23 protein-coding genes and 3 pseudogenes are annotated in these 21,787 nt (G+C 57.7%); 14 read left to right on the forward strand and 12 right to left on the reverse strand.

Features of this window, described 5'->3' with window-relative positions; all coding sequences use genetic code 11:
• Positions 1-142 precede the first annotated feature (142 nt).
• Together PSQ19_RS10290 and PSQ19_RS10295 are read left to right on the forward strand one after the other, a co-directional pair.
• Entirely contained in the window at positions 143-706 is a 564-nt protein-coding gene (locus PSQ19_RS10290) for a TRAP transporter small permease subunit (RefSeq protein ID WP_282217655.1), read from the forward strand.
• Positions 706-2,096: pseudogene (locus PSQ19_RS10295) on the forward strand (TRAP transporter large permease). The gene PSQ19_RS10290 and the pseudogene PSQ19_RS10295 overlap by 1 nt, the downstream one beginning before the upstream one ends.
• Before the next feature lie 149 nt (positions 2,097-2,245).
• On the opposite strand, the gene PSQ19_RS10300 reads toward PSQ19_RS10295, so the two are convergent.
• Entirely contained in the window at positions 2,246-2,782 is a 537-nt protein-coding gene (locus PSQ19_RS10300) for a type 2 periplasmic-binding domain-containing protein (protein WP_282217656.1), read from the reverse strand.
• Entirely contained in the window at positions 2,754-3,272 is a 519-nt protein-coding gene (locus PSQ19_RS10305) for a type 2 periplasmic-binding domain-containing protein (protein WP_282217657.1), read from the reverse strand. The genes PSQ19_RS10300 and PSQ19_RS10305 overlap by 29 nt, the downstream gene beginning before the upstream one ends.
• Positions 3,273-3,527: 255 nt before the next feature.
• Between PSQ19_RS10305 and PSQ19_RS10310 the strand changes: the two genes are divergently transcribed.
• From PSQ19_RS10310 to PSQ19_RS10320, 3 genes are all read left to right on the forward strand, one after another.
• Positions 3,528-3,914, forward strand: coding sequence for a COG4315 family predicted lipoprotein (locus tag PSQ19_RS10310; protein ID WP_282217658.1), 387 nt, complete (start codon positions 3,528-3,530; stop codon positions 3,912-3,914).
• Between the two features lie 114 nt (positions 3,915-4,028).
• Positions 4,029-4,445 (forward strand): sigma-70 family RNA polymerase sigma factor, encoded by a 417-nt coding sequence (locus PSQ19_RS10315; RefSeq protein ID WP_407649151.1) that lies wholly within the window; start codon positions 4,029-4,031, stop codon positions 4,443-4,445.
• Complete coding sequence (locus PSQ19_RS10320; RefSeq protein ID WP_282217659.1) at positions 4,442-5,242, forward strand: anti-sigma factor family protein; 801 nt, start codon at positions 4,442-4,444, stop codon at positions 5,240-5,242. Before PSQ19_RS10315 ends, PSQ19_RS10320 begins: the two co-directional genes overlap by 4 nt.
• A gap of 4 nt (positions 5,243-5,246) precedes the next feature.
• Here PSQ19_RS10320 and PSQ19_RS10325 read toward each other — a convergent pair whose 3' ends face one another.
• On the reverse strand, positions 5,247-6,410 hold the full coding sequence (locus PSQ19_RS10325; protein WP_282217660.1) for an alpha-hydroxy acid oxidase: 1,164 nt from the start codon (positions 6,408-6,410) through the stop codon (positions 5,247-5,249).
• 140 nt (positions 6,411-6,550) lie between these two features.
• Between PSQ19_RS10325 and PSQ19_RS10330 the strand changes: the two are divergent.
• The 3 genes and pseudogenes from PSQ19_RS10330 (at position 6,551) to PSQ19_RS10340 (ending at position 10,172) form a co-directional block, all read left to right on the forward strand.
• Positions 6,551-7,469, forward strand: a pseudogene (locus tag PSQ19_RS10330) (SMP-30/gluconolactonase/LRE family protein).
• A gap of 136 nt (positions 7,470-7,605) precedes the next feature.
• The gene (locus PSQ19_RS10335) at positions 7,606-9,510 is read left to right on the forward strand and encodes a diguanylate cyclase (RefSeq protein ID WP_282217661.1); all 1,905 of its coding nucleotides are present in this window, start codon (positions 7,606-7,608) and stop codon (positions 9,508-9,510) included.
• Positions 9,511-9,662: 152 nt separating this feature from the next.
• On the forward strand, positions 9,663-10,172 hold the full coding sequence (locus PSQ19_RS10340; RefSeq protein WP_282217662.1) for a DUF305 domain-containing protein: 510 nt from the start codon (positions 9,663-9,665) through the stop codon (positions 10,170-10,172).
• 33 nt (positions 10,173-10,205) lie between these two features.
• Here the strand turns inward: PSQ19_RS10340 and PSQ19_RS10345 are convergent, their stop codons facing one another.
• From PSQ19_RS10345 to PSQ19_RS10360, 4 genes are all read right to left on the reverse strand, one after another.
• Positions 10,206-10,424 (reverse strand): NnrU family protein, encoded by a 219-nt coding sequence (locus PSQ19_RS10345; protein WP_282217663.1) that lies wholly within the window; start codon positions 10,422-10,424, stop codon positions 10,206-10,208.
• A complete protein-coding gene (locus PSQ19_RS10350) occupies positions 10,408-10,779 on the reverse strand; it encodes an NnrU family protein (RefSeq protein WP_282217664.1) in 372 nt (123 codons plus the stop codon). Before PSQ19_RS10350 ends, PSQ19_RS10345 begins: the two co-directional genes overlap by 17 nt.
• A 117-nt stretch (positions 10,780-10,896) precedes the next feature.
• A complete protein-coding gene (locus PSQ19_RS10355; RefSeq protein WP_282217665.1) occupies positions 10,897-11,508 on the reverse strand; it encodes a pyridoxamine 5'-phosphate oxidase family protein in 612 nt (203 codons plus the stop codon).
• 56 nt (positions 11,509-11,564) lie between these two features.
• Positions 11,565-13,115: a UxaA family hydrolase gene (locus PSQ19_RS10360; RefSeq protein WP_407648978.1), complete on the reverse strand. Its 1,551-nt coding sequence runs from the start codon at positions 13,113-13,115 to the stop codon at positions 11,565-11,567.
• A 131-nt stretch (positions 13,116-13,246) separates the two neighbouring features.
• Between PSQ19_RS10360 and PSQ19_RS10365 the strand changes: the two genes are divergently transcribed.
• The 3 genes from PSQ19_RS10365 to PSQ19_RS10375 all read left to right on the forward strand — a co-directional run bounded on the left by PSQ19_RS10365 (position 13,247) and on the right by PSQ19_RS10375 (position 15,408).
• Positions 13,247-14,002 carry a GntR family transcriptional regulator gene (locus PSQ19_RS10365; RefSeq protein WP_282217666.1) on the forward strand — a complete coding sequence of 252 codons (756 nt, stop codon included), beginning with the start codon at positions 13,247-13,249 and terminating at the stop codon, positions 14,000-14,002.
• Between the two features lie 35 nt (positions 14,003-14,037).
• On the forward strand, positions 14,038-14,469 hold the full coding sequence (locus PSQ19_RS10370) for an RbsD/FucU family protein (protein WP_282217667.1): 432 nt from the start codon (positions 14,038-14,040) through the stop codon (positions 14,467-14,469).
• Between the two features lie 87 nt (positions 14,470-14,556).
• Positions 14,557-15,408, forward strand: coding sequence for a fumarylacetoacetate hydrolase family protein (locus tag PSQ19_RS10375; RefSeq protein ID WP_282217668.1), 852 nt, complete (start codon positions 14,557-14,559; stop codon positions 15,406-15,408).
• A gap of 38 nt (positions 15,409-15,446) precedes the next feature.
• On the opposite strand, the gene PSQ19_RS10380 is transcribed toward PSQ19_RS10375, so the two are convergent.
• Entirely contained in the window at positions 15,447-15,824 is a 378-nt protein-coding gene (locus tag PSQ19_RS10380) for a RidA family protein (RefSeq protein ID WP_282220676.1), read from the reverse strand.
• A 137-nt stretch (positions 15,825-15,961) separates the two neighbouring features.
• Here PSQ19_RS10380 and PSQ19_RS10385 point away from each other — a divergent pair, with 137 nt between their 5' ends.
• On the forward strand, positions 15,962-16,690 hold the full coding sequence (locus PSQ19_RS10385; RefSeq protein ID WP_282217669.1) for a DedA family protein: 729 nt from the start codon (positions 15,962-15,964) through the stop codon (positions 16,688-16,690).
• Positions 16,687-16,980, forward strand: coding sequence for a GNAT family N-acetyltransferase (locus PSQ19_RS10390; protein WP_282217670.1), 294 nt, complete (start codon positions 16,687-16,689; stop codon positions 16,978-16,980). Before PSQ19_RS10385 ends, PSQ19_RS10390 begins: the two co-directional genes overlap by 4 nt.
• An 86-nt stretch (positions 16,981-17,066) precedes the next feature.
• Here PSQ19_RS10390 and PSQ19_RS10395 read toward each other — a convergent pair whose 3' ends face one another.
• From PSQ19_RS10395 to PSQ19_RS10405, 3 genes are all read right to left on the reverse strand, one after another.
• A complete protein-coding gene (locus PSQ19_RS10395) occupies positions 17,067-17,492 on the reverse strand; it encodes a GGDEF domain-containing protein (protein WP_282217671.1) in 426 nt (141 codons plus the stop codon).
• A gap of 34 nt (positions 17,493-17,526) precedes the next feature.
• Positions 17,527-18,807 carry a HAMP domain-containing protein gene (locus tag PSQ19_RS10400; protein ID WP_282217672.1) on the reverse strand — a complete coding sequence of 427 codons (1,281 nt, stop codon included), beginning with the start codon at positions 18,805-18,807 and terminating at the stop codon, positions 17,527-17,529.
• Positions 18,808-18,951: 144 nt separating this feature from the next.
• Positions 18,952-19,572 carry an alpha/beta hydrolase gene (locus tag PSQ19_RS10405; protein ID WP_282217673.1) on the reverse strand — a complete coding sequence of 207 codons (621 nt, stop codon included), beginning with the start codon at positions 19,570-19,572 and terminating at the stop codon, positions 18,952-18,954.
• Positions 19,573-19,713: 141 nt separating this feature from the next.
• Here PSQ19_RS10405 and PSQ19_RS10410 point away from each other — a divergent pair.
• Positions 19,714-21,109: pseudogene (locus PSQ19_RS10410) on the forward strand (L-serine ammonia-lyase).
• Here the strand turns inward: PSQ19_RS10410 and PSQ19_RS10415 are convergent.
• Entirely contained in the window at positions 21,106-21,786 is a 681-nt protein-coding gene (locus PSQ19_RS10415) for a GntR family transcriptional regulator (RefSeq protein ID WP_282217674.1), read from the reverse strand. The pseudogene PSQ19_RS10410 and the gene PSQ19_RS10415 overlap by 4 nt on opposite strands.
• Position 21,787: the final 1 nt, after the last annotated feature.

Here is a 21,787-nt window from a genome sequence, read left to right on the forward strand (position 1 = left end):
TCGGCGCAAGACGACACCAATGCCCCTCCAAATGCCAATGAGCGTAGCAAAAACCGCTTTTGGCTTGAAATCGATACTTTTTTACGTCACCACCAAAACCAACAAATGCTTTGGCGACCAACAGCCAGCAGGGAGGATATTTGTGCAAACTCTCGCCATGCTCGTAAAGGGCATCAGCGCCGTCAACTGGGTTGTTGGCCAAATATTGTCCTGGTTGGCATTGGCAACTGTATTGGTCTGCTTCACCGTCGTGGTGCAACGATACTTCTTCCACATCAGTTTTCTGTGGCTGCAAGATCTTTACGTTTGGCTCGCTGGAGCCATGTTTACCGGGGTCGCTGGTTTTGCGCTCATGCGAGACGATCATGTGCGCGTCGACATTTTTTACCGTCCCGCCTCGACGCGGACCAAGGCAAAGGCCGATCTGTTCGGCGTCGCCTTTTTCCTGCTGCCCTATATTTATGTGGTGCTGGCCTATGCCTGGCCCGCCGTTGTGCGCTCCTGGAGCTATTGGGAAGGCTCGGGCAATATCGGCGGCATGCCGGGACTGTTTGTCCTCAAGAGCTTTATCATTGTTTTTGCAGTGCTGGTTGGGCTGCAGGGCATCGCCATGGCCTGCCGCTCAATCCTGGTTCTGGCCAATCGCGATGATCTCCTGCCCGCCAACCTGCGCTATCAAAGCGAAGTCGCCGAGGAAGCAGTTTAATGGATCCCGTACTCATTGGCGAAATTCTCTCCGGTTTGATGTTTGTCGGCGTCATCGGGGTCCTTCTGGTTGGCTTCCCTGTCGCATTTTCACTGGCCGGCACCGCTTTGGTGTTCTCGGTACTCGGCATGTTGTTTGGCGTTTATGACCCGTCAAATTTCGGGTCGCTCGTTGGTCGCTATATCGGGCTGATGAGCAATGAGGTGCTGGTTGCCGTGCCGCTCTTTGTCTTTATGGGTGTGATGCTGGAGCGCTCCGGCATCGCCGAGCAACTGCTGCTCACCATGGGCAAGCTTTTCGGCAATTTGCGCGGCGGACTGGGCCTGTCAGTGATCATCGTTGGCGCCTTGCTGGCGGCATCCACCGGTGTTGTCGGCGCGACGGTGGTCACAATGGGCCTCATCTCGCTGCCCGCCATGCTGCGTGCCGGATACGACCCGAAACTTGCTTCCGGCGTGATCTGCGCCTCGGGCACTCTCGGTCAGATCATTCCGCCCTCGACCGTTCTCATTTTCATGGGCGACATGCTCTCGGGCATCAATGCCCAGGTACAGATGGAAAAAGGCAACTTCGCGCCCGAACCGGTTTCGGTCGGCGCGCTATTCGCCGGCGCCATCCTGCCCGGCATCCTATTGGTCGGGCTCTATGCCAGCTGGGTCATTTTCAAAGCCATCACCGATCCCAAATCCTGCCCCGCCACACCGGTGCCCGCTGACGAAAAAAAGGATCTGATGCGCGAGGTCATGGTGGCACTGGTGCCCCCGCTTCTGCTGATCGTTGCGGTGCTCGGCTCGATATTGGGCGGCGTCGCCACCCCTACCGAGGCGGCATCGGTGGGTTCGGTTGGCGCCATGGTACTAGCCGCCGCTCGACGCAGACTCAGCTTCTCCGTCATGCGTCAGGCCGTGGTCTCCACCGCAACCATCACCTCAATGGTCTTTATCATCTTGTTTGGTGCGGCCGTGTTTTCAGTGGTGTTCCGCATGATGGGTGGCGACAATCTGGTCCACGCGTTCCTGTCATCCATGCCAGGCGGAGCAATTGGTGCCACCATAATCGTCATGCTGATCATGTTCTTGCTGGGATTCATTCTCGACACGTTCGAGATCATCTTTATTGTGATCCCGATCACCGCCCCAGTGCTGTTGACCTTGGGCATTGACCCTATCTGGCTCGGCGTCATGGTCGGGGTAAACCTGCAAACCAGTTTCCTGACTCCCCCTTTGGCTTCGCCCTTTTCTATCTGCGTGGCGTTGCCCCTGCCGGTATTGGCACCGGCACCATCTATAAGGGTGTCATTCCCTTCGTACTCTTGCAAATGGCCGGTTTGGCGATCCTGTTCATCTTCCCCCAACTCATCACCTGGCTGCCCGATCTGCTCTACAAATAGGGCGGACCAATCAACGAACAGCAAAAAGCCCGGGCACATGGCCCGGGCTTTCGCAAAGGTTTTTGCCGAAATATTACTTGTAGGAAATATACTTCTCGCGAGCCACAAGGAAAGGCATATCCGTGCCCTCTGTGCGCGTACGCAACAGGTTAAGGTTCGTCACGAAGGCTCTCGGCGGTCTTCTTGGTCAGCGCGTCGCCGCTGTCGCGAATTTCCCCGATCAACTCCATCGCCGCCTTGGCGCCCGCTTCCAGAATTTCGTCCGGGAAGCGCCTGACGTTGACATCATGCTCGCTCACCAGGGCCTGGAGTGCCCGTGGGTCATTGGCATACATGTCCGAGGACACATCGTCATAGGAAGCCTGCGCGCAGACCTTGACCAACTCCTGCAAGTCTTCGGGCAATTCCAGCAACTTGGATTTGTTGACCGCAAGCTCAGTCGCCAACCCGGGCTCAACAAAGCTTGGGAAATAATAATTCTTGGCAACCTGATAAAAGCCCAGCGCCAGATCATTATAGGGGCCAACAAATTCAGCCGCATCAAGCGTACCCGACTGCAACGCCGCAAAGATATCGCCCGCTGCCATATTGGTCACTGTCGCGCCAAGCTTGCTCCAAACCTGGCCACCAAGACCCGGCGTACGGAAGCGCAATCCTTCAATGTCCTTGATGCCGGTCAGGCTCATTTCTGAACCAGCCACCAGCCTGAGTACCGGTATCGCCCGACAGAAAGCCCTGAACGCCGAACTGATCATAGATTTCGTCCCAGATTTCCTGACCGCCCAGATACCGCACCCATGCCGCCAGTTCACGACTGGTCATGCCATAGGGCACACCGGTGAAAAAGCTCAGGCCCTGGCTCTTGTTCTGCCAGTAATAGGCTGCGCCATGGCTCATTTCAGCCGAACCATCGATCACCGCATCCAGCGCCTGCAGGGGCGGCACCATTTCGTTTGCGGCGAACACTTCGATGGTCAACCGGCCACCGGAGGCCTTGGTGATCCGATCAGCCAGCCGTTGCGCGCCAACGCCCAGACCCGGAAAATTCTTGGGCCACGTCGTTACCATGCGCCAGGTAATATTGCCCTGTGCGATCGCCGGTGTCGCCAGTGTCGTGGCCGCTGCCGCGCCTATGGTTGCGACCGATGCCGATTTAAAAAATTCGCGTCTTTTCATAAATACCTCCCGAAAATTGCAGAACATATAGCCTGCTGCGTCGAAATCGCCATTTGCCCAATTGGACAACAGCGCATTTCGCTGGCCGTCAGACAACCAGTATGGCGCCAATATGTCCAGCCATGTTGCTGTCCCGGAACGCAAATTTTGCTTCAAGACATTTCTTTTTATCAATCAGGATTAAAATCGTCCCCCCGGTGTTGACCAGTTGAGAGCCGAAATCCCGGCTCCGAACCGGAGGGACACCCCATGCTGATGAAATCCATACTGCTGACGGCCGCGACACTATCCCTGTTCGCTGCCCCCGCTCTTGCCGAAGACTATATGGACGGCGCCGTCAAATCCGTCGACATTGGCGGCAAGATGGTATTGACCGATGCCAATGGCATGACATTGTACATTTTCGACAAGGACGCGCCGGGCGTCACCAATTGCTATGAAAAATGTGCCGTCAACTGGCCCCCCTTGATGGCCGAAACTGGCGCGACGGCAAGCGGCGACTTCACAATTGTTGACCGCACCGACGGCACCGCCATGTGGGCATACAAAGGCTGGCCACTTTATTATTGGAAAGACGATGTCGCGGCAGGTGACATTTCAGGCGACGGCGTTGGCGGTGTCTGGCATCTTGCCATCGAATAGGATTTGGACCCCACAAGACCTTGAGCGATTTTCTCGACCAGATCGAACAGGCCGTGCCAGGCTCTGCGCCGCTATGCGCGGGCGCTGACACGAAACCTCGATCTGGCCGATGATCTGGTTCAGGACTGTCTGGAGCGCGCCATTGCCCGCCGTCGCCTGTTTCGCCCGCGCGGCCCGGTGCGCCCCTGGCTTTTCACCATCCTGCTCAACCTGTTCCGCAACAATCTGCGCACCGAACGGCGTCATGGCACGTCGGTAGGTCTTGACGATTTGGCCGTCGAACTCACTACCCCGGCGCCTCAGCACGGTCACATCGAATTAGCCGAACTGGCCCGCGCCATCGAAACCCTGCCATCCGAGCAAAAGGAGGCATTGCTATTGATCGCATTGGAGGGCTTTTCCTATGGCGAGGCCGCCCAGATACTCGGCATCCCCCAGGGCACATTGATGTCGCGCCTTGGTCGCGCTCGCGCCGCCTTGCGCGCCAGCGGTGGCAATACCAGCAAACCACGATTAAGGACCGTCAAATGAGCGCTCCGATTACCCGTGAAATGCTGATGGCCTATGCCGATGGACAATTGTCCGCAGCCGATGCCACAGCCGTCAAAGCCCATCTCGACACCAATCCCGACGACACCGCCGATGTGGCGTTGTGGCAGCGCCAGCGCGATGCCATTGCAACGCTTTATGCGCCAGCCGCCGCCGAACCGGTACCCGCTCGGCTCAAGGTCCAGCGTCTGGTCGCCGAAAAATCGCGCCAGCGCATCCACACGGTCCGCTGGGCAGTCGCCGCCGTCGTTCTAGTTGGTTTGGGACTTGGCACTGGATGGTTTGGTCGCGCCTATCTGGATCGGTTGCCCAGTACCAATGACCAGTTGATCGCCAGCGCCATATACGCCCACGACGTCTTTGTCGCTGAAAAACGCCATGCGGTTGAGGTCGCTGCCGCCGAACAGGACCATCTGGTCACCTGGCTGTCCAATCGCCTCGCGACTCCGATCGGTACACCAGACCTGAGTGCCGAAGGCTTTGACCTCGTTGGTGGCCGCTTGCTGCCCGGCGATCAAAAGACCGGTCGCGCCGCCCAGATCATGTATGAAAACGCCGCCGCCGAGCGCGTCACGGTCTATATAACCGCCGCGGTACCGGGTGAGGGTAATATTTATGAACACACCACCCGCAATCAGACCGAGGCTTTGTTCTGGACCAATCCCTACATCACCTGCACGGTTGTCGGCGCGCTGCCCGACGCGCAGATGAAAACCATTGGCCGCGCGGTCTTCGAGCAACTGACCGCTCTTGAGGAGGCCAAAAGTCAGCCAGCCTAATGGGTTAGTTGCGTACCATATCGTTCGAATAGACGTTCTTGGGACCAATATCGAGAATGTCGCGTTCGCCCATCAGCGCCATGGTCGTATCCATTTCCTTGGCGATAATATCGAGCGCCCGGGTCACGCCGGCCTCGCCACCGGCCCCCAGCCCATAAAGCATCGGGCGACCAATAAAGGTCCCCTTGGCCCCCAGCGCGAGTGCCTTGATAACGTCCTGCCCGCTGCGAATGCCGCCATCCATAAACACTTCGGTCTGACTACCCACCGCATCAACAATCTCGGGTAACACGCGAATGGTCGAAGGCGCCCCATCCAACTGGCGCCCACCATGGTTGGAAACGATCACCGCATCAGCGCCATGTTCAACCGCCAACTTGGCGTCCTCAGGGTCCAATACGCCCTTGATGATCACCTTGCCGCCAAACCGCGCTTTGACCCAGGCCACGTCTTTCCAGTTGAGCGTCAGATCGAACTGCGTCGCCGTCCAGTGCGACAGCGAACCCAGATCAACAACACCGCTCACATGGCCCGCAATATTGCGGAAGGTACGCCGCTTCGTCCCCAGCATGCCCATGCACCATTCTGGACGTTGCATCATCTGCCAAAGACTGCTGGCATTGAATTTCGGTGGCGTCGACAGACCGTTGCGGATGTCCTTGTGTCGCTGTCCAAGAATCTGCAAATCCATCGTCAACACGAGCGCACCGCAATTGGCCGCCTTGGCCCGATCGATCAGTCGCTCCACAAAAGGGCGGTCACGCATAACATAAAGCTGGAACCAGAACGGCGCGGTAGTGTTCTCCGCCACATCCTCGATCGAACACACGCTCATTGTCGACAACGTAAAGGGAATACCGAATTTTTCGCAGGCCTTTGCCGCCTTGATTTCGCCGTCAGCTACCTGCATGCCCCCCGTTGCGGCCGGTGCCACCGCAACCGGCATGGCGATGGATTGGCCCAGCATCGTTGAGGCTAGGCTGCGCCCTTCCAGATTGACGGCAACGCGCTGGCGCAGCCTGATTTTTTGAAAGTCGCTTTCATTGTCGTGATAGGTGCTTTCGGTATAGCTGCCTGAATCGGCATAGTCGAAAAACATCTTGGGAACCCGCCGACGTGCACGCTCCTTGAGATCGGCAATGGTGAGCATTTTGTCGAGCGCGGCCATGGTGGGTGTCCCCTTCAAAAAACGGTTACCATGCTCTAGCCACTAACATGTTAGTCGTCAATGCACCCGGCCAGACAATTTCTGGGCTTGCCCGATTGCCTGGGTTCCTGTTGGATCAAACTGGGACTACGGGGGTAACCATGACCGACACTGCGGCACACTTTGACATCGTCGATCCATCCTTCACCAAATTGATCAAGCCTCTATCGTCGCTTGAACTCCTGTTTGATCAGTGTATTTGGGCTGAGGGTCCGGTTTGGTTTGCCGACGGAAACTATCTGCTCTGGAGCGATATCCCCAACAATCGCATGCTGCGTTATGTGCCTGACCAGGGGGTCTCGATTTTTCGAAACCCCTCCAATTTCATCAATGGCAATACCCGCGATCTGACCGGCCGCTTGATATCGTGCTCCCATGGCGCTCGTGCGGTGCTGCGCACTGAGCCCGACGGGACCATCACAACCCTGGTTGATCGCCACAAGGGCGGTCGGCTCAATTCACCCAATGATGTGGTGGTAAAGTCCGACGGCACCATCTGGTTTACCGACCCGCCCTACGGCATCCTGTCAAATCACGAGGGCTATCAGGCCGACAGCGAGCAGGACGCCTGCTACGTATTCCGCTTTGACCCCGCCGAAAATACGCTCAGCGTTGTTGCTGACGATTTCGCCAAGCCCAATGGGCTGGCCTTTTCGCCTGACGAGATCCATATTATACATTTCCGACACCGGGCGAAGCCATGACCCCGACTGGCCAAGCCATATCCGCAAATTTGATGTTACCAGCGCCAACACCCTGACCAATCCCGCGATATTCACCGATATTGAGGTTGGCCTTGCCGATGGTTTCCGGCTCGACAGTGCCGGAAATCTGTGGACCAGCACTGGTCAGGGCGTAGATATCTTTGATCCTCAGGGCGCCCTGTTGGGTCGCATCATCACCAACCGGAAAACCTCAAATCTCACGTTCGGCGGCCCTACACGTCAGCGCCTGTTCATCACCGCCAGCGAAATGGTATATGCGCTGGACGTCAACGCCAGAGGTATCCAGCACCCCTGAAGCCCGCGCGGTACACGGTTCGATCACAAATCACTCTGAAAGGTGTATTTCGGACGCCCGCGTTAATCCTTGCTTGTCCGCCTGCGGGTAAAATGGCCCTCAATCGAAATTCGACTTTGCGCTTGAGTAGGCTGCGATGCATACCGCCTGGTACGATCTTTATGCAAATCTGGCTGTCGTCGCGTTGCTGCTCTCGGTGTGGACGCACGCACAGTACTGGCTTGAAAATCGCACGCCCATACTCCGCAATATTCTGTTTGGCGCACTCATGGGTATCGGTGCGGTTGCTACAATGATCCTGTCTGTTGAACTGCTGCCGGGCGTTTTCATTGACCTTCGCACCTCCATATTGGCGGTTGCCGCACTTTTTGGCGGACCATTGTCGGCGCTGGTTGCCTCCGCAATTGCCATCGCCTACCGCCTTTTCATCGGTGGCGACGGTGCGATGGCTGGCGCGATGTCCATCGCCCTGGCATCGGCGTTGGGACTTGTGCTGCTGGCATTGATACGCCGTCGCGCCATTCGCCATACTGACGTACTCGCGCTGGCCCTGCTCGTGGCAGGGACAACCTTGGCATCCATCAAGATGCTGCCAAAAGACTCGGCGACGCTGATGTGGGACAACTTTGCCTTACCTGCAGCAGTTATGATCTTCGTGGCCGTCATGCTCGCAGGCGCTGCAATCCTGCACGGCCGCAATGCCGCGCACGAACAATATCTGCTTCGCGCGGCCCTAGCTCAGGCACCGAACTTTCAATACATCAAGAACGCCAAGAGTGAATTCGTCGCTGTCAATCAAGGCGTAGCCACCATAAATGGCTTCGCAACGCCCGACGACATGGAAGGCAAGACCGACTTCGACCTCGTGCCCCCTGACCGCGCCCAGGCCCTGATTGTCGCTGAACAAGAGATTATGCGCACAGGCGTACCCATCACTGACAACGAAGAGGTGTTGCCCGGGGCCAATGGTGACCAGCGCTGGTTTACCACCACCAAAGTGCCACTTTACAATCGTGATGGCGGTGTCATCGGCTTGGCCGGTGTTACACAGGACGTGACGACGCGCAAACAATTGGAAACTGAACTACGCGACAGCCGAAACCTGCTGTCTTATGCGCTGACCGAAATGTCTGACGGTCTGGCCATGTTCGACAAATCCGGCGTTTTGATATTCTCCAACGACCGCTATCGCTCGATATTTCCGAGCACCTCCGACATGCGTGTGCCCGGTGTTCACCTGCGAGATATCCTCAAGGCTGTGATTGCTACCGGCGAACAAACCAACATTCCCGAAAACGCCGGCGACGCCTGGATGGAAAAAATTCTCACAAATCTTGGCAAGGATAGTGTTGAAGAGGCCCGTCTCAGCGACGGCAGTTGGCTCTATATACGCACGCGCCCCACGCCCGATGGCAGTGCCATGGTGGTGGTTTCTGATATTTCCGAGATCAAGCAGGCTGAACAAAAACTGGTCGATCTCAATGTCGAACTGCAACAACTCGCCACTACGGACGGCCTGACCAATCTGCTCAACCGCCGCGCTTTTGACAACGCCATCGATATCGAGTTGGGCCGCGCAGCGCGTGCGCGCACCGATTTCAGCGTATTGATGATCGATATCGACCATTTCAAACCTTATAACGACACTTACGGCCACCCCGCCGGCGACGAGTGCCTGCGCGTCGTCGCCCAGTGTCTACGCTCGACATTGACACGATCCACCGACATAGCAGCGCGCTATGGGGGCGAAGAATTCGCGGTTATCCTGCCCGGCATAGACGAGGATCAGGCCTACCAGAGTGCCGAGAAAATCCGACAATCGTTGCGAGCGCTATCCATCCCTCACTCGGGCAGCAAAAAAAACGTCATCACGGTGAGTATCGGTCTGGCCACGTACCCTCCTTCTGCCATTCATCGCCGCGCTTCGGAAATCTTGACCCGCGCCGACGAGGCGCTTTACGACGCCAAGGCAGCTGGTCGTGACCGCGTCACCGGCTGGCAGCGGCGCCATGATATCCAATCGCCAACCGGCACCAGTTAGCGCCCGCTTCAGGACTCTGAAGTCCTCTGCCTAAAGTCCACCCTACTGCTGCTGCGCGAATGACCACCAATCGATGGATGATGGTGGCACGATGAACAATTTCGCTCCCACCGCGTTTACGTCGTCATGTTGATAGGCTTGAGGACAATGCGATGAGTTACACCCGTTTTGCCGCCATGATCGTGACCGCCACACTGGTGATGTTTGGTCTGATGTATCTCAATACCTACGCGTTCGATCACATCTTTTTCAGTCAGACACGAGCATGGATGGCGCTGCTTATGGGTGCCACCATGGCTGCCTTAATGCTGGCATTCATGTTGTCCATGTATACCAACCGCGCCGTCAATGCCGGGATAATTGTCGCCAGTGTCGTGGTTTTCGCCTTGTCGCTCTGGCTGGTCCGGTCCCAGGAAACTGTCGACGACCTATCCTACATGAAGGCCATGATTCCCCACCACTCGATTGCCATCCTGACCAGTGAACGCGCCCATATCCGCGATCCTCGGGTTCGCAAATTGGCAGATGGCATCATTGAGGCCCAGGTGCGCGAAATTGGTGAAATGAAGCAACTCATCACCGATCTGGAGCAAAATCCACTGCCCGCCGACGCCCCTGATCTACCACCCAAAGACCCGGCCAGCGTCTCGTCGGGCGGTTAGCGCCACACCTGCACCAGCGGCCCGCCCCTCACGCTAGGCTAGGGGACTGACTCCAAACAGGAAACCATGCAGCCACACCAAGAAAACACCATAGAGCACCGTTCCCGCGACGAGCGCCACTACATCGCCGCGTGGCCCGACGACAACTGGGGCTGGATCACCGCGTCCCGACGCTGACACGCCATTGACCACCGCAAAAACCAGAAAACTGCCAAACAGCAACACCGAGGCCATATCACCATTGGCCAGCAAATGAGCCTGCTGACCACAGACCAACGCCCACAAGCATCGGATGCTTGACCCAATGTTTGATCCGTCCTGCTGGCATATGGATGTCGGACGCCACGATCATGATGAAGGCCACCCAGACCAGCAGCATGGCGAGATGACGCCCCCAACTGGGCGGCTCATAGAGTTGATCCGCCACCGGGCGAAACAGCCACCAGCCCCAGACAACCAGACCAAGGCCGACGGCCGACACCAGCGCATATATGCCCTTCCATCGCCGGGGATTGGATGCAAGCTGGTCGGCGCGAAACGCCGGGACGACCATGCGGACGCTATGAATGGCAAAGAACAGAAACAACCCCAACAGCAAGACTAGCATTTAGCACCTCCGCTTCGGTCCGAGCCTAACCCCAAACGCGATACTCGCCAATATGCCTGGGCGTCGGTCACGCCCGCCGGCACCGCCCCGCCATGCACCAAGTATTGGCGCCTACGTTCATTCCTCGGATTCGCTGGCGCCAGCGGTTGACACCCGCGCCGCATCCCCATCGGCGCTTTGGTCCAAAATTCCGGTCGGAAAGCCATCAAGACTGGTCTGGTTCTTGTCGCGCCAATAATTTTCGATCCCATCAACACCCTTGGCCTCGGCCCAATCATCCATCTGCGGACGTTCGTCCAGATAGTCGAACAGCGGCACACCATAGCCGCACGACGTCTGCACCAGATTGAAATCGAGACGAATGATCTGTCGCGCACCCAATGGTGCCTGCCCATTGAATTGGTCCGTTAGCAGCGCCGCGAACTCAATGCTCTGCCGGTGGATGACACGCCCGTCACCATAAAGACGCATGATAAGCGGTGGCCCGGCCACGGCGCAAAACATGATCGTCAGTCGGCTTCCGATATTGAGATGCGCGGCAGTTTCATTGCCGCTGCCTGTGCGATCCAGATAGATCACCGTATTATCGCCCAAAACGCGGAACATGTCGGTGCTGCGGGGCGACACATTGACGTGCCCTGTGGGCGCCGCAGACGCCGTAAAAAACATGTGCTGTGCGGCAATGAAGCGATGATGATGGGGTTCAAGACCGGAAAACTGTTTTGCCATTAAACCATCACGCCTTGGCTTGCGGATGCACCGCCATCCGTTTCAACATCAATCCACTACATCGTCGCGCCGACCTGCCAGGGCACAAATTCATTGTCCCCATAACCCAGTTCCTCGGACTTGGTGCGCTCGCCAGAAGCGACCCGCAGGATTGTCTCGAAGATCTCGCGCCCCTTGTCTTCAATCGATACGCCTTCAACGATTTCACCGCAATTGATGTCCATGTCCCCGCTCATGCGCTCATACATGTCCGAATTGGTCGCCAGCTTGATCGATGGCACCGGTTTGCAGCCATAGGCCGAGCCGCGCCCGGTGGTAAAGGTCAAGACGTTGGCTCCACCTGCCACCTGCCCTGTGGCCGATACCGGATCAAATCCAGGCGTGTCCATGAACACAAAACCCTTCTCGCGCACCAGTTCCGCATATTCATAAACCGCGGTCAGAGGTGTTGATCCGCCCTTGGCCGTCGCGCCGAGTGATTTCTCCAAAATGGTCGTCAGCCCGCCCAGCTTGTTGCCGGGCGATGGATTATTATTCATCTCACCATGATTGCGCGCGGTATAATCTTCCCACCAATGGATACGCTCAATCAGTTTCTCGCCCACTTCCCGGTTGATCGCCCGCCGGGTCAACAAATGCTCAGCCCCATAAATTTCGGGCGTTTCAGACAGGATCGCCGTCCCGCCGTTGCGCACTAGCAAATCAGCGGCATGGCCAAGCGCCGGATTGGCTGTTATCCCCGAATAGCCGTCCGATCCACCGCACTGCAGCGCCAGCGTCAGTTCAGATGCATCTACCGCCTCCCGCCGCGCAGCTGCTGCCACCGGCAGCATTTCCTTGATTTTTTCCACGCCCCATTCCACCATTTTCTTGGTGCCGCCGCTTTCCTGGATGGTCATGGTCTGGAACGTCTCATTGTCGGCGATGCCATAGGTCTCTTTCATCCGCCCGATCTGGAAGACCTCGCACCCCAGTCCCACCAGCAGCGCCGCACCCAGATTGGGGTTGGAGGCATAGCCCCACTGCGTGCGCTTCAGGATGTCAAACCCTTCGCCCCGGCTTTCCATGCCGCATCCGGTGCCGTGCACAAAGGGTACCACGCCGTCGATTTCGGGATAATCATCCAGAATACCCGACCCGTTGATCGCTTCGGCCATGAATTTGGCCACGGTCGCCGAGCAATTCACGCTGGTCAGAATACCAATATAGTTGCGTGTCCCCACTTTGCCATTGGCGCGCCGATAGCCTTGAAAACTTGCCCGTTCGGCGACAGGCACCATCTCCGGCGCGACCACGCCGGCGCAAAAATCATAGTTGCGCTCGAAGACTCCGTGATGTTCGCCCATGCCGCAATTATGCTCGTGCACCCATTCGCCCACCGCAATGTCAGTGGTAGCAAAGCCAATGATCTGGCCAAATTTGACCACTGCATCACCAGCGCTGATCGTCCGGGTCGCAAATTTATGTCCCTTGGGCACGCGCTTGGCCACAATCGTGCCCTGTGGCGTTTGCGTACCGGCATCAAGATTGGCCAGCGCCACCGCGATATTGTCGTCGGCGTGCAGCACCAGCGTTCTGGTTTCAGGACGAATCATGGTCTGGGACATAATTATTGCTTTCGGTGCGAGGCTCTGGGCAAAAGCGTGTTGAGCGTTCGGTTGGCGGGCACTCCCGCACTTTTGCGGTTCACCCTATCATTCAGGTTGTAATGCTGTACGGGTCTTACTAACATGTTAGCATGAGAACGGAAGCCGATCCTTATCAATTTCTTGAACGCCCCACCACTTTGTCGCGTGGCAGCGTCACCGTGGACGTTACCAACGCGCTGCGGCAGGCCATCGTGACCTTGGCCATGGCCCCCGGCCAGACTATTGACAAGGGTGCCGTCTGCGAGCGCCTCGGCGTATCGCGATTTCCGGTCAGCGAAGCCCTTGCGCGCCTGCAAGTTGATGGTTTGGTCGACATCGCCCCCCAGCGCGGCTCAACCGTGTCGTTGGTGCGCATCGCTGACGTGCGCGAATATATGTTGATCCGCAAGGGTTTGGAAAGTGAAGCGTTGCGGGTTCTTATTGGCTCACACAATGCCAGCCTGATCGAGGATTTGCATGCCAATATGGCGGCCCAGCGCGCCGCCGCCAGTCGGGATGACGCTGATGGCTTTCATGCCATCGATATCGAGTTTCACGACATCATCTTTCGCGCCATGCGCTTTACCCGTATCAAGAATATCATCGATGGTGCCCGCGCCAATCTCGACCGAGCCCGCCGCCTGATCATCACACCGCGCCGCCTCAATCTGACCATTGCCGAACATCAGGCGATTTTCGATGGCATTCTGGCCAACGACAATACAAGGGCAGCCCAGGCCATCCGCGCCCATATCGACGCGGTAATGGTCGAACTTTTCGCCTTCGCCCGTCAAAATCCAGATCTGTTTGCCGATGGCGAAACCCTAGGAAAGGCAGGAGAACTCGACAGTTTCCCCTTTGGCTGATTCCCCGCCGCATCCATTACCAGAAAGTGCTTTTGATGCTTAAATCGATCCCGCCAATACTTGGCCCGGAATTGCTCTATATCCTTCGCGCCATGGGCCATGGCGACGAGATCGCCATCGTCGATGCCAATTATCCCGCCGAATCGTCGGGACCGCAGGTCGTTCGCCTCGATGGTCAGAGCGCAACCGAGGTAACCGACGCCATCCTGTCGCTAATGCCGCTCGACAGCTTTGTTGATGAACAGGCCATCTGCATGCAGGTCGTTGGCAACCCCGACCAGCGCGAACCCATCATGGACGAATTCGAGGCAATCATCGTACGCCACGAGGCCGACATGGCCCTGACATCGCTCGAGCGTTTTGCCTTTTATGAGCGCGTCGAAAATGCCTATGCCATTGTCCAAACCGGCGAAGCCCGCCTCTACGGCAACATCATCCTCAAAAAGGGCGTCATCCGCGCAAGCTAGCGTTTGTCTGCTCGCGATCCCACAACGATCCCAAAATACTCCAACCAACCCCTCCAACCTACTTTAACCACTCAAAGGCAAAACACTATGAAACTGCTTCGCGTTGGCGCTAAAGGCGCCGAAAAGCCCGCAATCCTTGATGCCGAAGGCACCTATCGCGATCTGTCCGGCGTCGTCGGCGATATTGCCGGCACCGCTTTGACTCCTGAGGGTCTCGCCAAGATCCGCGCCGCGGATATCTCCATGTTGCCCAAACTCGACAGCGAAAGCCGCATCGGGCCTTGCGTCGGCAATGTTGGCAAATTCATTTGCGTTGGCCTCAATTACGCTGACCATGCTGCCGAAAGCGGCATGGATGTCCCTGCCGAGCCGGTGCTGTTCATGAAGGCCACCAGCGCCATTGTTGGACCCAATGACGATGTGATCATTCCCAAAAATTCTATCAAGCCGGACTGGGAAGTCGAACTCGGCATCATCATCGGCCAGGAAGCGCGTTACGTGGATGAAGCCAACGCCATGGATCATGTGGCTGGCTATTGCGTGGTCAACGACATTTCCGAGCGCCACTTCCAGACCGAACGGTCCGGTCAGTGGGTCAAGGGTAAATCCGCCGATACCTTCGGCCCCATCGGTCCGTGGATGGTCACAGCCGACGAAGTCGCCGATCCGCAGAGCCTGTCGATGTTCCTTGAAGTGGATGGTCACCGCTATCAGGACGGCTCCACCAAGACCATGGTCTTTGGCGTGCGTCACCTGGTCCACTACATCTCCCAGTTCATGAGCCTGCAGCCCGGCGATATCATCACCACCGGCACGCCTCCGGGCGTTGGCATGGGCATCAAGCCAAACCCTGTCTGGCTCAAGCCCGGCAATGTCATGCGTCTGGGCATCGATGGACTGGGCGAACAGCGCCAACTGACCAAGGCCTACTCGGCCTGATTGAATTGGCCCGCAACGCCACGACGCTTGCGGGCCACCTAGTCGGGGCGCTTGACCACCAGATCGATTTCCACCAGCGCCCCGACAGCCAATCCAGTCACACCAATGGTTGTGCGTCCCGGCAGCTTGCCCTTCTCGAAATATCCCTGATAAGTCTCGTTCATGGCCGCATAGTCGCGTTCGAATTGCGTCAGGTAAATCCGCGCAAAAATTATATGTTCAAGGTCGAGCCCTATGCCAGCCAGAACGATTCTGAGATTTTCCATCACTCGCCGGGTTTGCGCTTCAATGCCCGGTGGAAGCGGCGCGTCAGGGGCGTCCGGATCCGTTGGCATCTGCCCGGTGACAAACACCCAGCCATCCGCCTCCACCGCGTGAGAAAAGGGCGCCACCGGTCGTGGGCCTGTAGCAATCATATGGTGCAAGGTTGAGGCTCAAGGCTGGACTCCAATCATGTTAGCGTCCAACGTTCCGCCAAGATTGGGAAAAGTCAATTGTCCAATGTCCCCCAGCAGGTTAAAGGTGCAGCGCCAGCGGAGTGCCCCCAATACTCATGATTGATATTTTCCACGAGATTTCAGCCTTTCTAGAGAGTTTCCTTACGGCGATTTCGGGGAATTTTTGGCTCACCTTCTTCTTTATCTTTGCCGTTGCCATTGGTGAGGCGCTGTTCGTTGTCGGACTTTTCGTGCCCTCGACCCCGGTCTTGCTGCTGGTCGGCGGTATCATTGCTGAAGGTCGCCTGCCCTTTTGGGAGGTCTATATCGCCGCTGTGGTCGGCGCCATTATCGGCGACGCCCTGTCCTATGGTATTGGCCATCTACTCAGCGACAGGATCAAGGAGGTCTGGCCCTTCAAATACCATCGAAATTTGATAGTCCGGGGCGAAAAATTCTTTGCGCTTCACGGCGGCAAGAGTGTTTTCATCGGCCGGTTCATTCCCGGCGTCAAGGCGGTCATACCCGGTGTCGCCGGTATCATGGGCATGCCATATCAACGCTTCACCGTCATCAATGTCACCTCCGCCTTCGTCTGGGCAGCGGCTCATATCCTGCCCGGCATGCTGTTGACCGCCTGGCTCAAATCCATCGGGCTGTCGCTTGAATTGGTCATTGTTGTCGGCACATTGGTCCTGACCGTGCTCTTCATCCTCGTGCACTATCATCGCACCATTTTGCTGGCGCTTGCGCCTTGGCTTGGCAGCTTTGGCCGCAACATTGAAAATCGCTGGCGCGAGCCCGATGTTGGCAAGCAACAGTCAAACACCACGAGACCCTTATGAACGACACCTATACAATCGAACGCCAGAGCCAGTCCGACCATGGACGTTACGTCATCGATCTTGGTGACGGCTTTGAGGCCGAGATGACCTACCGCATGACCAGCCCGAAGGTCATGAGCATCAATCACACTGGCGTGCCGACCAAATTCGGTGGCCGAGGTGTTGCCGCCCAACTGGTTCACGCCGCCATCGCCGACGCGCGCAGTGAGGGTTTCCGTATCGTCCCGCTATGCTCCTATGTGGCAGCCCAGTTCAAACGCCACCCCGAATGGTCCGATTTGCGTGCCTAGCATTGGCCCATCGATGATGATTCAACCGGCTCTGCACCAAGCCGGGTTAGACAAATCTTGAAATATCGATATTAACCCGACTGCGATCAGGCCCGTGTTTTTGGCGCGAATTGGGGCAGCGCAGTATTGGGATCGAACATTACCACGCGGCTGCGACCTTCGCCTTTGGCCATATATAGCGCGGTATCGGCCATGTCGGTTGCGTGCTCTATTGCCTCGTCCGGTTCAACCAGACACGCACCCACACTAATTGTGACGCTGATGCTTTTGCCATCGGGCAGGGCGATGGGCGTGTCGCACACCGCCGCCATTACCGCATATGCGCCCGCCTGTAGCCGGTTCGTCGCGCCCTCGCTAAGCAGGACAATAAACTCGTCCCCACCCCATCTACCGCAATAATTGCCTGGCCCGATGGCGGCCGCGATACGCCGGGCGACCTCGATAATCACCGCATCGCCAGCGGCATGACCAAAACTGTCATTGGCCTGTTTGAACAAATCAACATCGATCAACAATAAGCCGTGCTGGTGATCAGGCGATCTTTTGTCAAAGGTTGCACCGAGATCCGCGTCGGTTCAACATCCCTGTCTGCCCGTCCCGAAATGCCAGTTGCTCGAGTTCAGCGGTGCGCTCGCGCACCCGTCGCTCCAGTTCCTCTGTATGCGCACCGACGCTTTGCACCATCTCGGCAAATCCTCGGGACAACCGCCCGATTTCGTCTGGACTCTGGCTGCCAATGCCGGCGGCGCCGAAGTTGCCCCCTTGCACGGCACGAACAGCCCGCTCCAGGCGGCGCACCCGGTCCACGACCTGGCGACGAAATACGATCGACAGGATCAGCGCCACACCAAGCACCGCCAATCCCAGCAACAACCCGATCGGCCAGAACAGTCGACGATCTATGATCCGGTCGATGTCCATCAGCGTGACATTGAACCAGCCGAGCTTGTCCAGATATCCAACGCCAACCAGCATGTCGCGTCCGTCAACCTTTACGAACGCCGAACGCACCAGCGGTCCACCAGCGACAACCTGGTCCATCAGATGCTGCACCTGCGCCTGGTCCTGCGGTCTTTCAAACAACGAAAAAACGCTTTTCTTGGCGTCCACATCGTGGCCAAGGCTTTGATAAGCTACCAGATTGCGGTCGCGATGCGCCTGTATGGCCCCGCTACGATCGGCAAACATGGCCGTGACACCCTTTTGCGGCACATTGACCACGTCCTTGACGAATTCTGTCGGATCTATGCCCGTGCCGAGAATGCCCAACACCCGGCGCCCCTCGCGGATCACACAATTGATCCACACCTTGGTCACCCCAAGCGTGCGATCATTGTCCACATTCAGGTGGCAGCCCTCGCCGAGCGCAGCCGTCGTGTAATACCATTTATCACGCGGATTATCGGGCGAGATCGTATAGCGAAACTGCTCACCGGCATAACTGTTGGCGGCATTGTTAAAATAGTAGTTGCCTGAGTCACCGACAACGAAAAAGTAGCTCTTGTCGGCAAATGCCTGCCGATAATGCTCCAACTCGCCCAGGCCTCGGCGCCGTCGCTCAGGATCATTTTCGTCCACCGCCCAATCGCGCACCGCCTGGGCGCCAGCAAGCGTTTCGGCTAGGGACACCTCCCGATTGAGCGCTTCAAGACCACGATACCGATCATACAATATCTGCTTTTCAGCAAATAGTGTGCCGAGTTGAACAATGGTCGAACTAACGATCCAGTTAAATGCCAGATAGGCCGGCGCCGCCACGGCGGCAAACCCCAGCAGCACCAACAACAGCACCCGCGCGCGCAGACTGGCAGCAATTCTGTGTCGCAACTGGCCTATAGCGCGCTCCTCCATCCCGATGGTTCAGTGCACGATCAACCACATCGGCCTGCCATATCTAGCGCCCAGCCGTCTAAACTATGTTAACAAACAACGCCATATCCCCTCCAATGCCATCACGATTTGCCACGCGTCCTAAGCGGCAAGCACGCTATAGCGGCCCAAAAATTGCTGCACCCGGCTAACCTCGGCGGCAACAATTTCATGCCCACCATCGTGAAACCAGACCTCCGTCTCGCTGTCCTGCTCAACAAAATACCGGCCCAACTGCTCAGTTGCCGCTGCCGGACAGATCTGGTCCCGCCGCCCCGCCGTGATCAACACCCGGCGTCCCGCAAGCCCCGGCTGTGACTTGGGCGCAAACGGTATCAGCGGATGCATAAGCACGCTGGCATCAAACAGGTCCGGCGTTTCAAACTGCATCGAAGCCAGAATATTGGCACCATTGGAATAGCCGAGCCCCACCACCGACGATGCTTTACGTCCTGACAGTTGCGTCCTGACAAATTCCGCCAACGCCTTGGTGCGCAGAGCGAGGTCATCCATGTCATAGATGCCTTCGCCGGTCCGTTTGAAATAACGTAGCGCGCCGCTTTCAGACACATCCCCCCGGACCGCGATAACCCGCGCGCCAGGCATCATTTGCACCCCAAGATCAAAAAACTGGTTCTCGTCGCCGCCGGTGCCATGAAACAGGAACAGCACGGGTGCGGCAGCGTCACGCCCCTTGGCTTCACGAAAATAATATTGGGTCATCTGCCACTCCTGATTATTACCTAATCGCCCCCATATCGGCACGCCACGCGCCAAAACAAGCACGCGCGAGCGCGCCGCATTGTTTCGCATCTGGCAACAATCGCGATTGCCCCGCCCGATGCAATAACGCACAATCTAGCGATGTTTTTATCAGTCTTTGACGTATTCAAGATTGGCATAGGCCCCTCAAGCTCCCACACCATGGGGCCGATGAGCGCTGCCAACCGTTTCCTTGATGAACTGGCCCATGGCGACTGGCCCCGAGCCCGCAATGCCCAGCCCGCCGCCCTCACGGCAAGTCTGCATGGCTCGCTGGCCTTCACTGGCGTCGGACATGGCAGCGACCGCGCCGTTATTCTGGGCCTCTGCGGCCAGTCTCCCGATACCGTTGATCCCGACGAAATGGATGCTCTGGTCGATGCTGTAAACACAAGCGGCCAAGTCCATCCACCCGGCCATCCCCAATACGGTTTCCGCCCCCAGCGTGACCTGACATTTGACAAGCATACCAAGGCTCCCCGGCCATCCAAATGGTCTGAAATTTGGCGCCTTTGATAGTGATGGCGGCCTCCTGCTGCGCCGTGTCTATTATTCCATCGGCGGCGGCTTCGTAGTCTCTGATGGCGAACTCGAAAGCGTCAAGTCGGCCTCACCTGCCGACGCCGACGTGCCCTATCCATTCGCCAATGCCCACGACATGCTCGTCATGGCCAACGATGCGGGGCTTTCCATCGCGCAATTAAAACGCGCCAACGAACAGGCAACCACGCCGCGCACCCGGCTCGATGCGGGCGTCGATGCCATCTGGACCGCCATGTCCGCCTGCATCGATCGTGGTCTCTCCCAGGACGGCATTATGCCCGGCGGGCTTAAGGTCAAGCGACGCGCAAAAGCCATTCATGCCCAACTCGACGCGCAGTGGCAGCGCAACGAAATCACGCCGCTTATGGCCAATGACTGGCTCAGTGTTTACGCAATGGCGGTCAACGAGGAAAACGCTGGCGGTGGCCGTGTCGTCACCGCCCCCACCAATGGCGCCGCCGGAGTGATCCCAGCCGTTTTGCGTTATTTCCTCAAATTCAATGCCGGTGCGTCGCCCGCCAATATTCGCGACTATCTTCTCACCGCCGCCGCCATTGGCGGCATTATCAAGCACAATGCATCAATTTCAGGTGCCGAAGTGGGGTGCCAGGGCGAAGTCGGCTCGGCGTCCGCCATGGCGGCGGCAGGCCTCTGCGCAATCATGGGCGGCACGCCGACACAAGTTGAGAACGCCGCCGAAATCGCGCTCGAACACCATTTGGGCATGACCTGCGATCCGGTCGGTGGCCTCGTGCAAATTCCCTGCATCGAGCGCAATGCCTTTGGTGCGGTCAAGGCCGTCACCGCCGCGTCACTGGCCATGAAAGGCGACGGCGTCCACGCCGTGCCCCTCGATGCCTGTGTTGAAACCATGCGCCAGACTGGCATGGACATGTCGGACCGTTACAAGGAGACCAGCCAGGCCGGCCTCGCCGTCAATTTCCCGGCCTGCTAACGCTCGATTCGGCTGACAAAGCGCTCTCGCGACTTCTCGATATGCAATCGCATCGCCTCATGGGCACCCCCCGCGTCGCGCGCCGCGATGGCGCTGACAATGACCGCGTGCTCTGCCAGCGCTGCTGCAATGGCCTGCTCGTGATAGACCAGTCGGAACAAGTGCACATGCGTATGCAGCCGTCCCAGCGCTTCGCTGGCCATGGCGTTGCCCGAACTGACCGCTACCTGATCGTGAAACTCCATATCAAAGCGGGCAAAATGGGCATATTCATCACGCCCGCCCCACTCGCCTGCCCCATCCATCCGGCCGCTGAGTGCCAACAGATGACCAATATCACTATCGCTGATTTTCCGCGCTGCAGCCGCCGCCGCGTAAGGCTCCAGCACCAGCCGCAAATCATACAGATCATCAAACTGTTGCGCACTGAGGCGGGGCGCCGCGCGATAGCCGACCAGATGCGTTTTAGTAACTAACCCTTCGCCCTCAAGCCGCCCCAGCGCCTCGCGAATTGGCGTCTGCGAGACGCCAAGTTCACGCGCTAGTGCATCGACCGATATTTTGCCACCCGGCGCGATATCGAGCGACATGATCTGGGAAAATATTCGCCCATAGACCTCGTCGCCCAGGCGCGCTGGTCGCTGCAGTAGCCCCGCTACGGCGCTCGGAACCGCCATT

It is taken from the genome of Devosia algicola (assembly GCF_028816455.1).
GTDB lineage: Bacteria > Pseudomonadota > Alphaproteobacteria > Rhizobiales > Devosiaceae > Devosia > Devosia algicola.

Coding starts and splice junctions, on each gene's coding strand:
- PSQ19_RS10300 (WP_282217656.1), bottom strand. CDS start 2,782: ATGAGCCTGACCGGCATCAAGGACATTGAAGGATTGCGCTTCCGTACG.
- PSQ19_RS10305 (WP_282217657.1), bottom strand. CDS start 3,272: ATGAAAAGACGCGAATTTTTTAAATCGGCATCGGTCGCAACCATAGGC.
- PSQ19_RS10310 (WP_282217658.1), top strand. CDS start 3,528: ATGAAATCCATACTGCTGACGGCCGCGACACTATCCCTGTTCGCTGCC.
- PSQ19_RS10320 (WP_282217659.1), top strand. CDS start 4,442: ATGAGCGCTCCGATTACCCGTGAAATGCTGATGGCCTATGCCGATGGA.
- PSQ19_RS10325 (WP_282217660.1), bottom strand. CDS start 6,410: ATGGCCGCGCTCGACAAAATGCTCACCATTGCCGATCTCAAGGAGCGT.
- PSQ19_RS10335 (WP_282217661.1), top strand. CDS start 7,606: ATGCATACCGCCTGGTACGATCTTTATGCAAATCTGGCTGTCGTCGCG.
- PSQ19_RS10340 (WP_282217662.1), top strand. CDS start 9,663: ATGAGTTACACCCGTTTTGCCGCCATGATCGTGACCGCCACACTGGTG.
- PSQ19_RS10350 (WP_282217664.1), bottom strand. CDS start 10,779: ATGCTAGTCTTGCTGTTGGGGTTGTTTCTGTTCTTTGCCATTCATAGC.
- PSQ19_RS10355 (WP_282217665.1), bottom strand. CDS start 11,508: ATGGCAAAACAGTTTTCCGGTCTTGAACCCCATCATCATCGCTTCATT.
- PSQ19_RS10360 (WP_407648978.1), bottom strand. CDS start 13,115: ATGTCCCAGACCATGATTCGTCCTGAAACCAGAACGCTGGTGCTGCAC.
- PSQ19_RS10365 (WP_282217666.1), top strand. CDS start 13,247: ATGAGAACGGAAGCCGATCCTTATCAATTTCTTGAACGCCCCACCACT.
- PSQ19_RS10370 (WP_282217667.1), top strand. CDS start 14,038: ATGCTTAAATCGATCCCGCCAATACTTGGCCCGGAATTGCTCTATATC.
- PSQ19_RS10375 (WP_282217668.1), top strand. CDS start 14,557: ATGAAACTGCTTCGCGTTGGCGCTAAAGGCGCCGAAAAGCCCGCAATC.
- PSQ19_RS10380 (WP_282220676.1), bottom strand. CDS start 15,824: ATGATTGCTACAGGCCCACGACCGGTGGCGCCCTTTTCTCACGCGGTG.
- PSQ19_RS10385 (WP_282217669.1), top strand. CDS start 15,962: ATGATTGATATTTTCCACGAGATTTCAGCCTTTCTAGAGAGTTTCCTT.
- PSQ19_RS10390 (WP_282217670.1), top strand. CDS start 16,687: ATGAACGACACCTATACAATCGAACGCCAGAGCCAGTCCGACCATGGA.
- PSQ19_RS10405 (WP_282217673.1), bottom strand. CDS start 19,572: ATGACCCAATATTATTTTCGTGAAGCCAAGGGGCGTGACGCTGCCGCA.
- PSQ19_RS10415 (WP_282217674.1), bottom strand. CDS start 21,786: ATGGCGGTTCCGAGCGCCGTAGCGGGGCTACTGCAGCGACCAGCGCGC.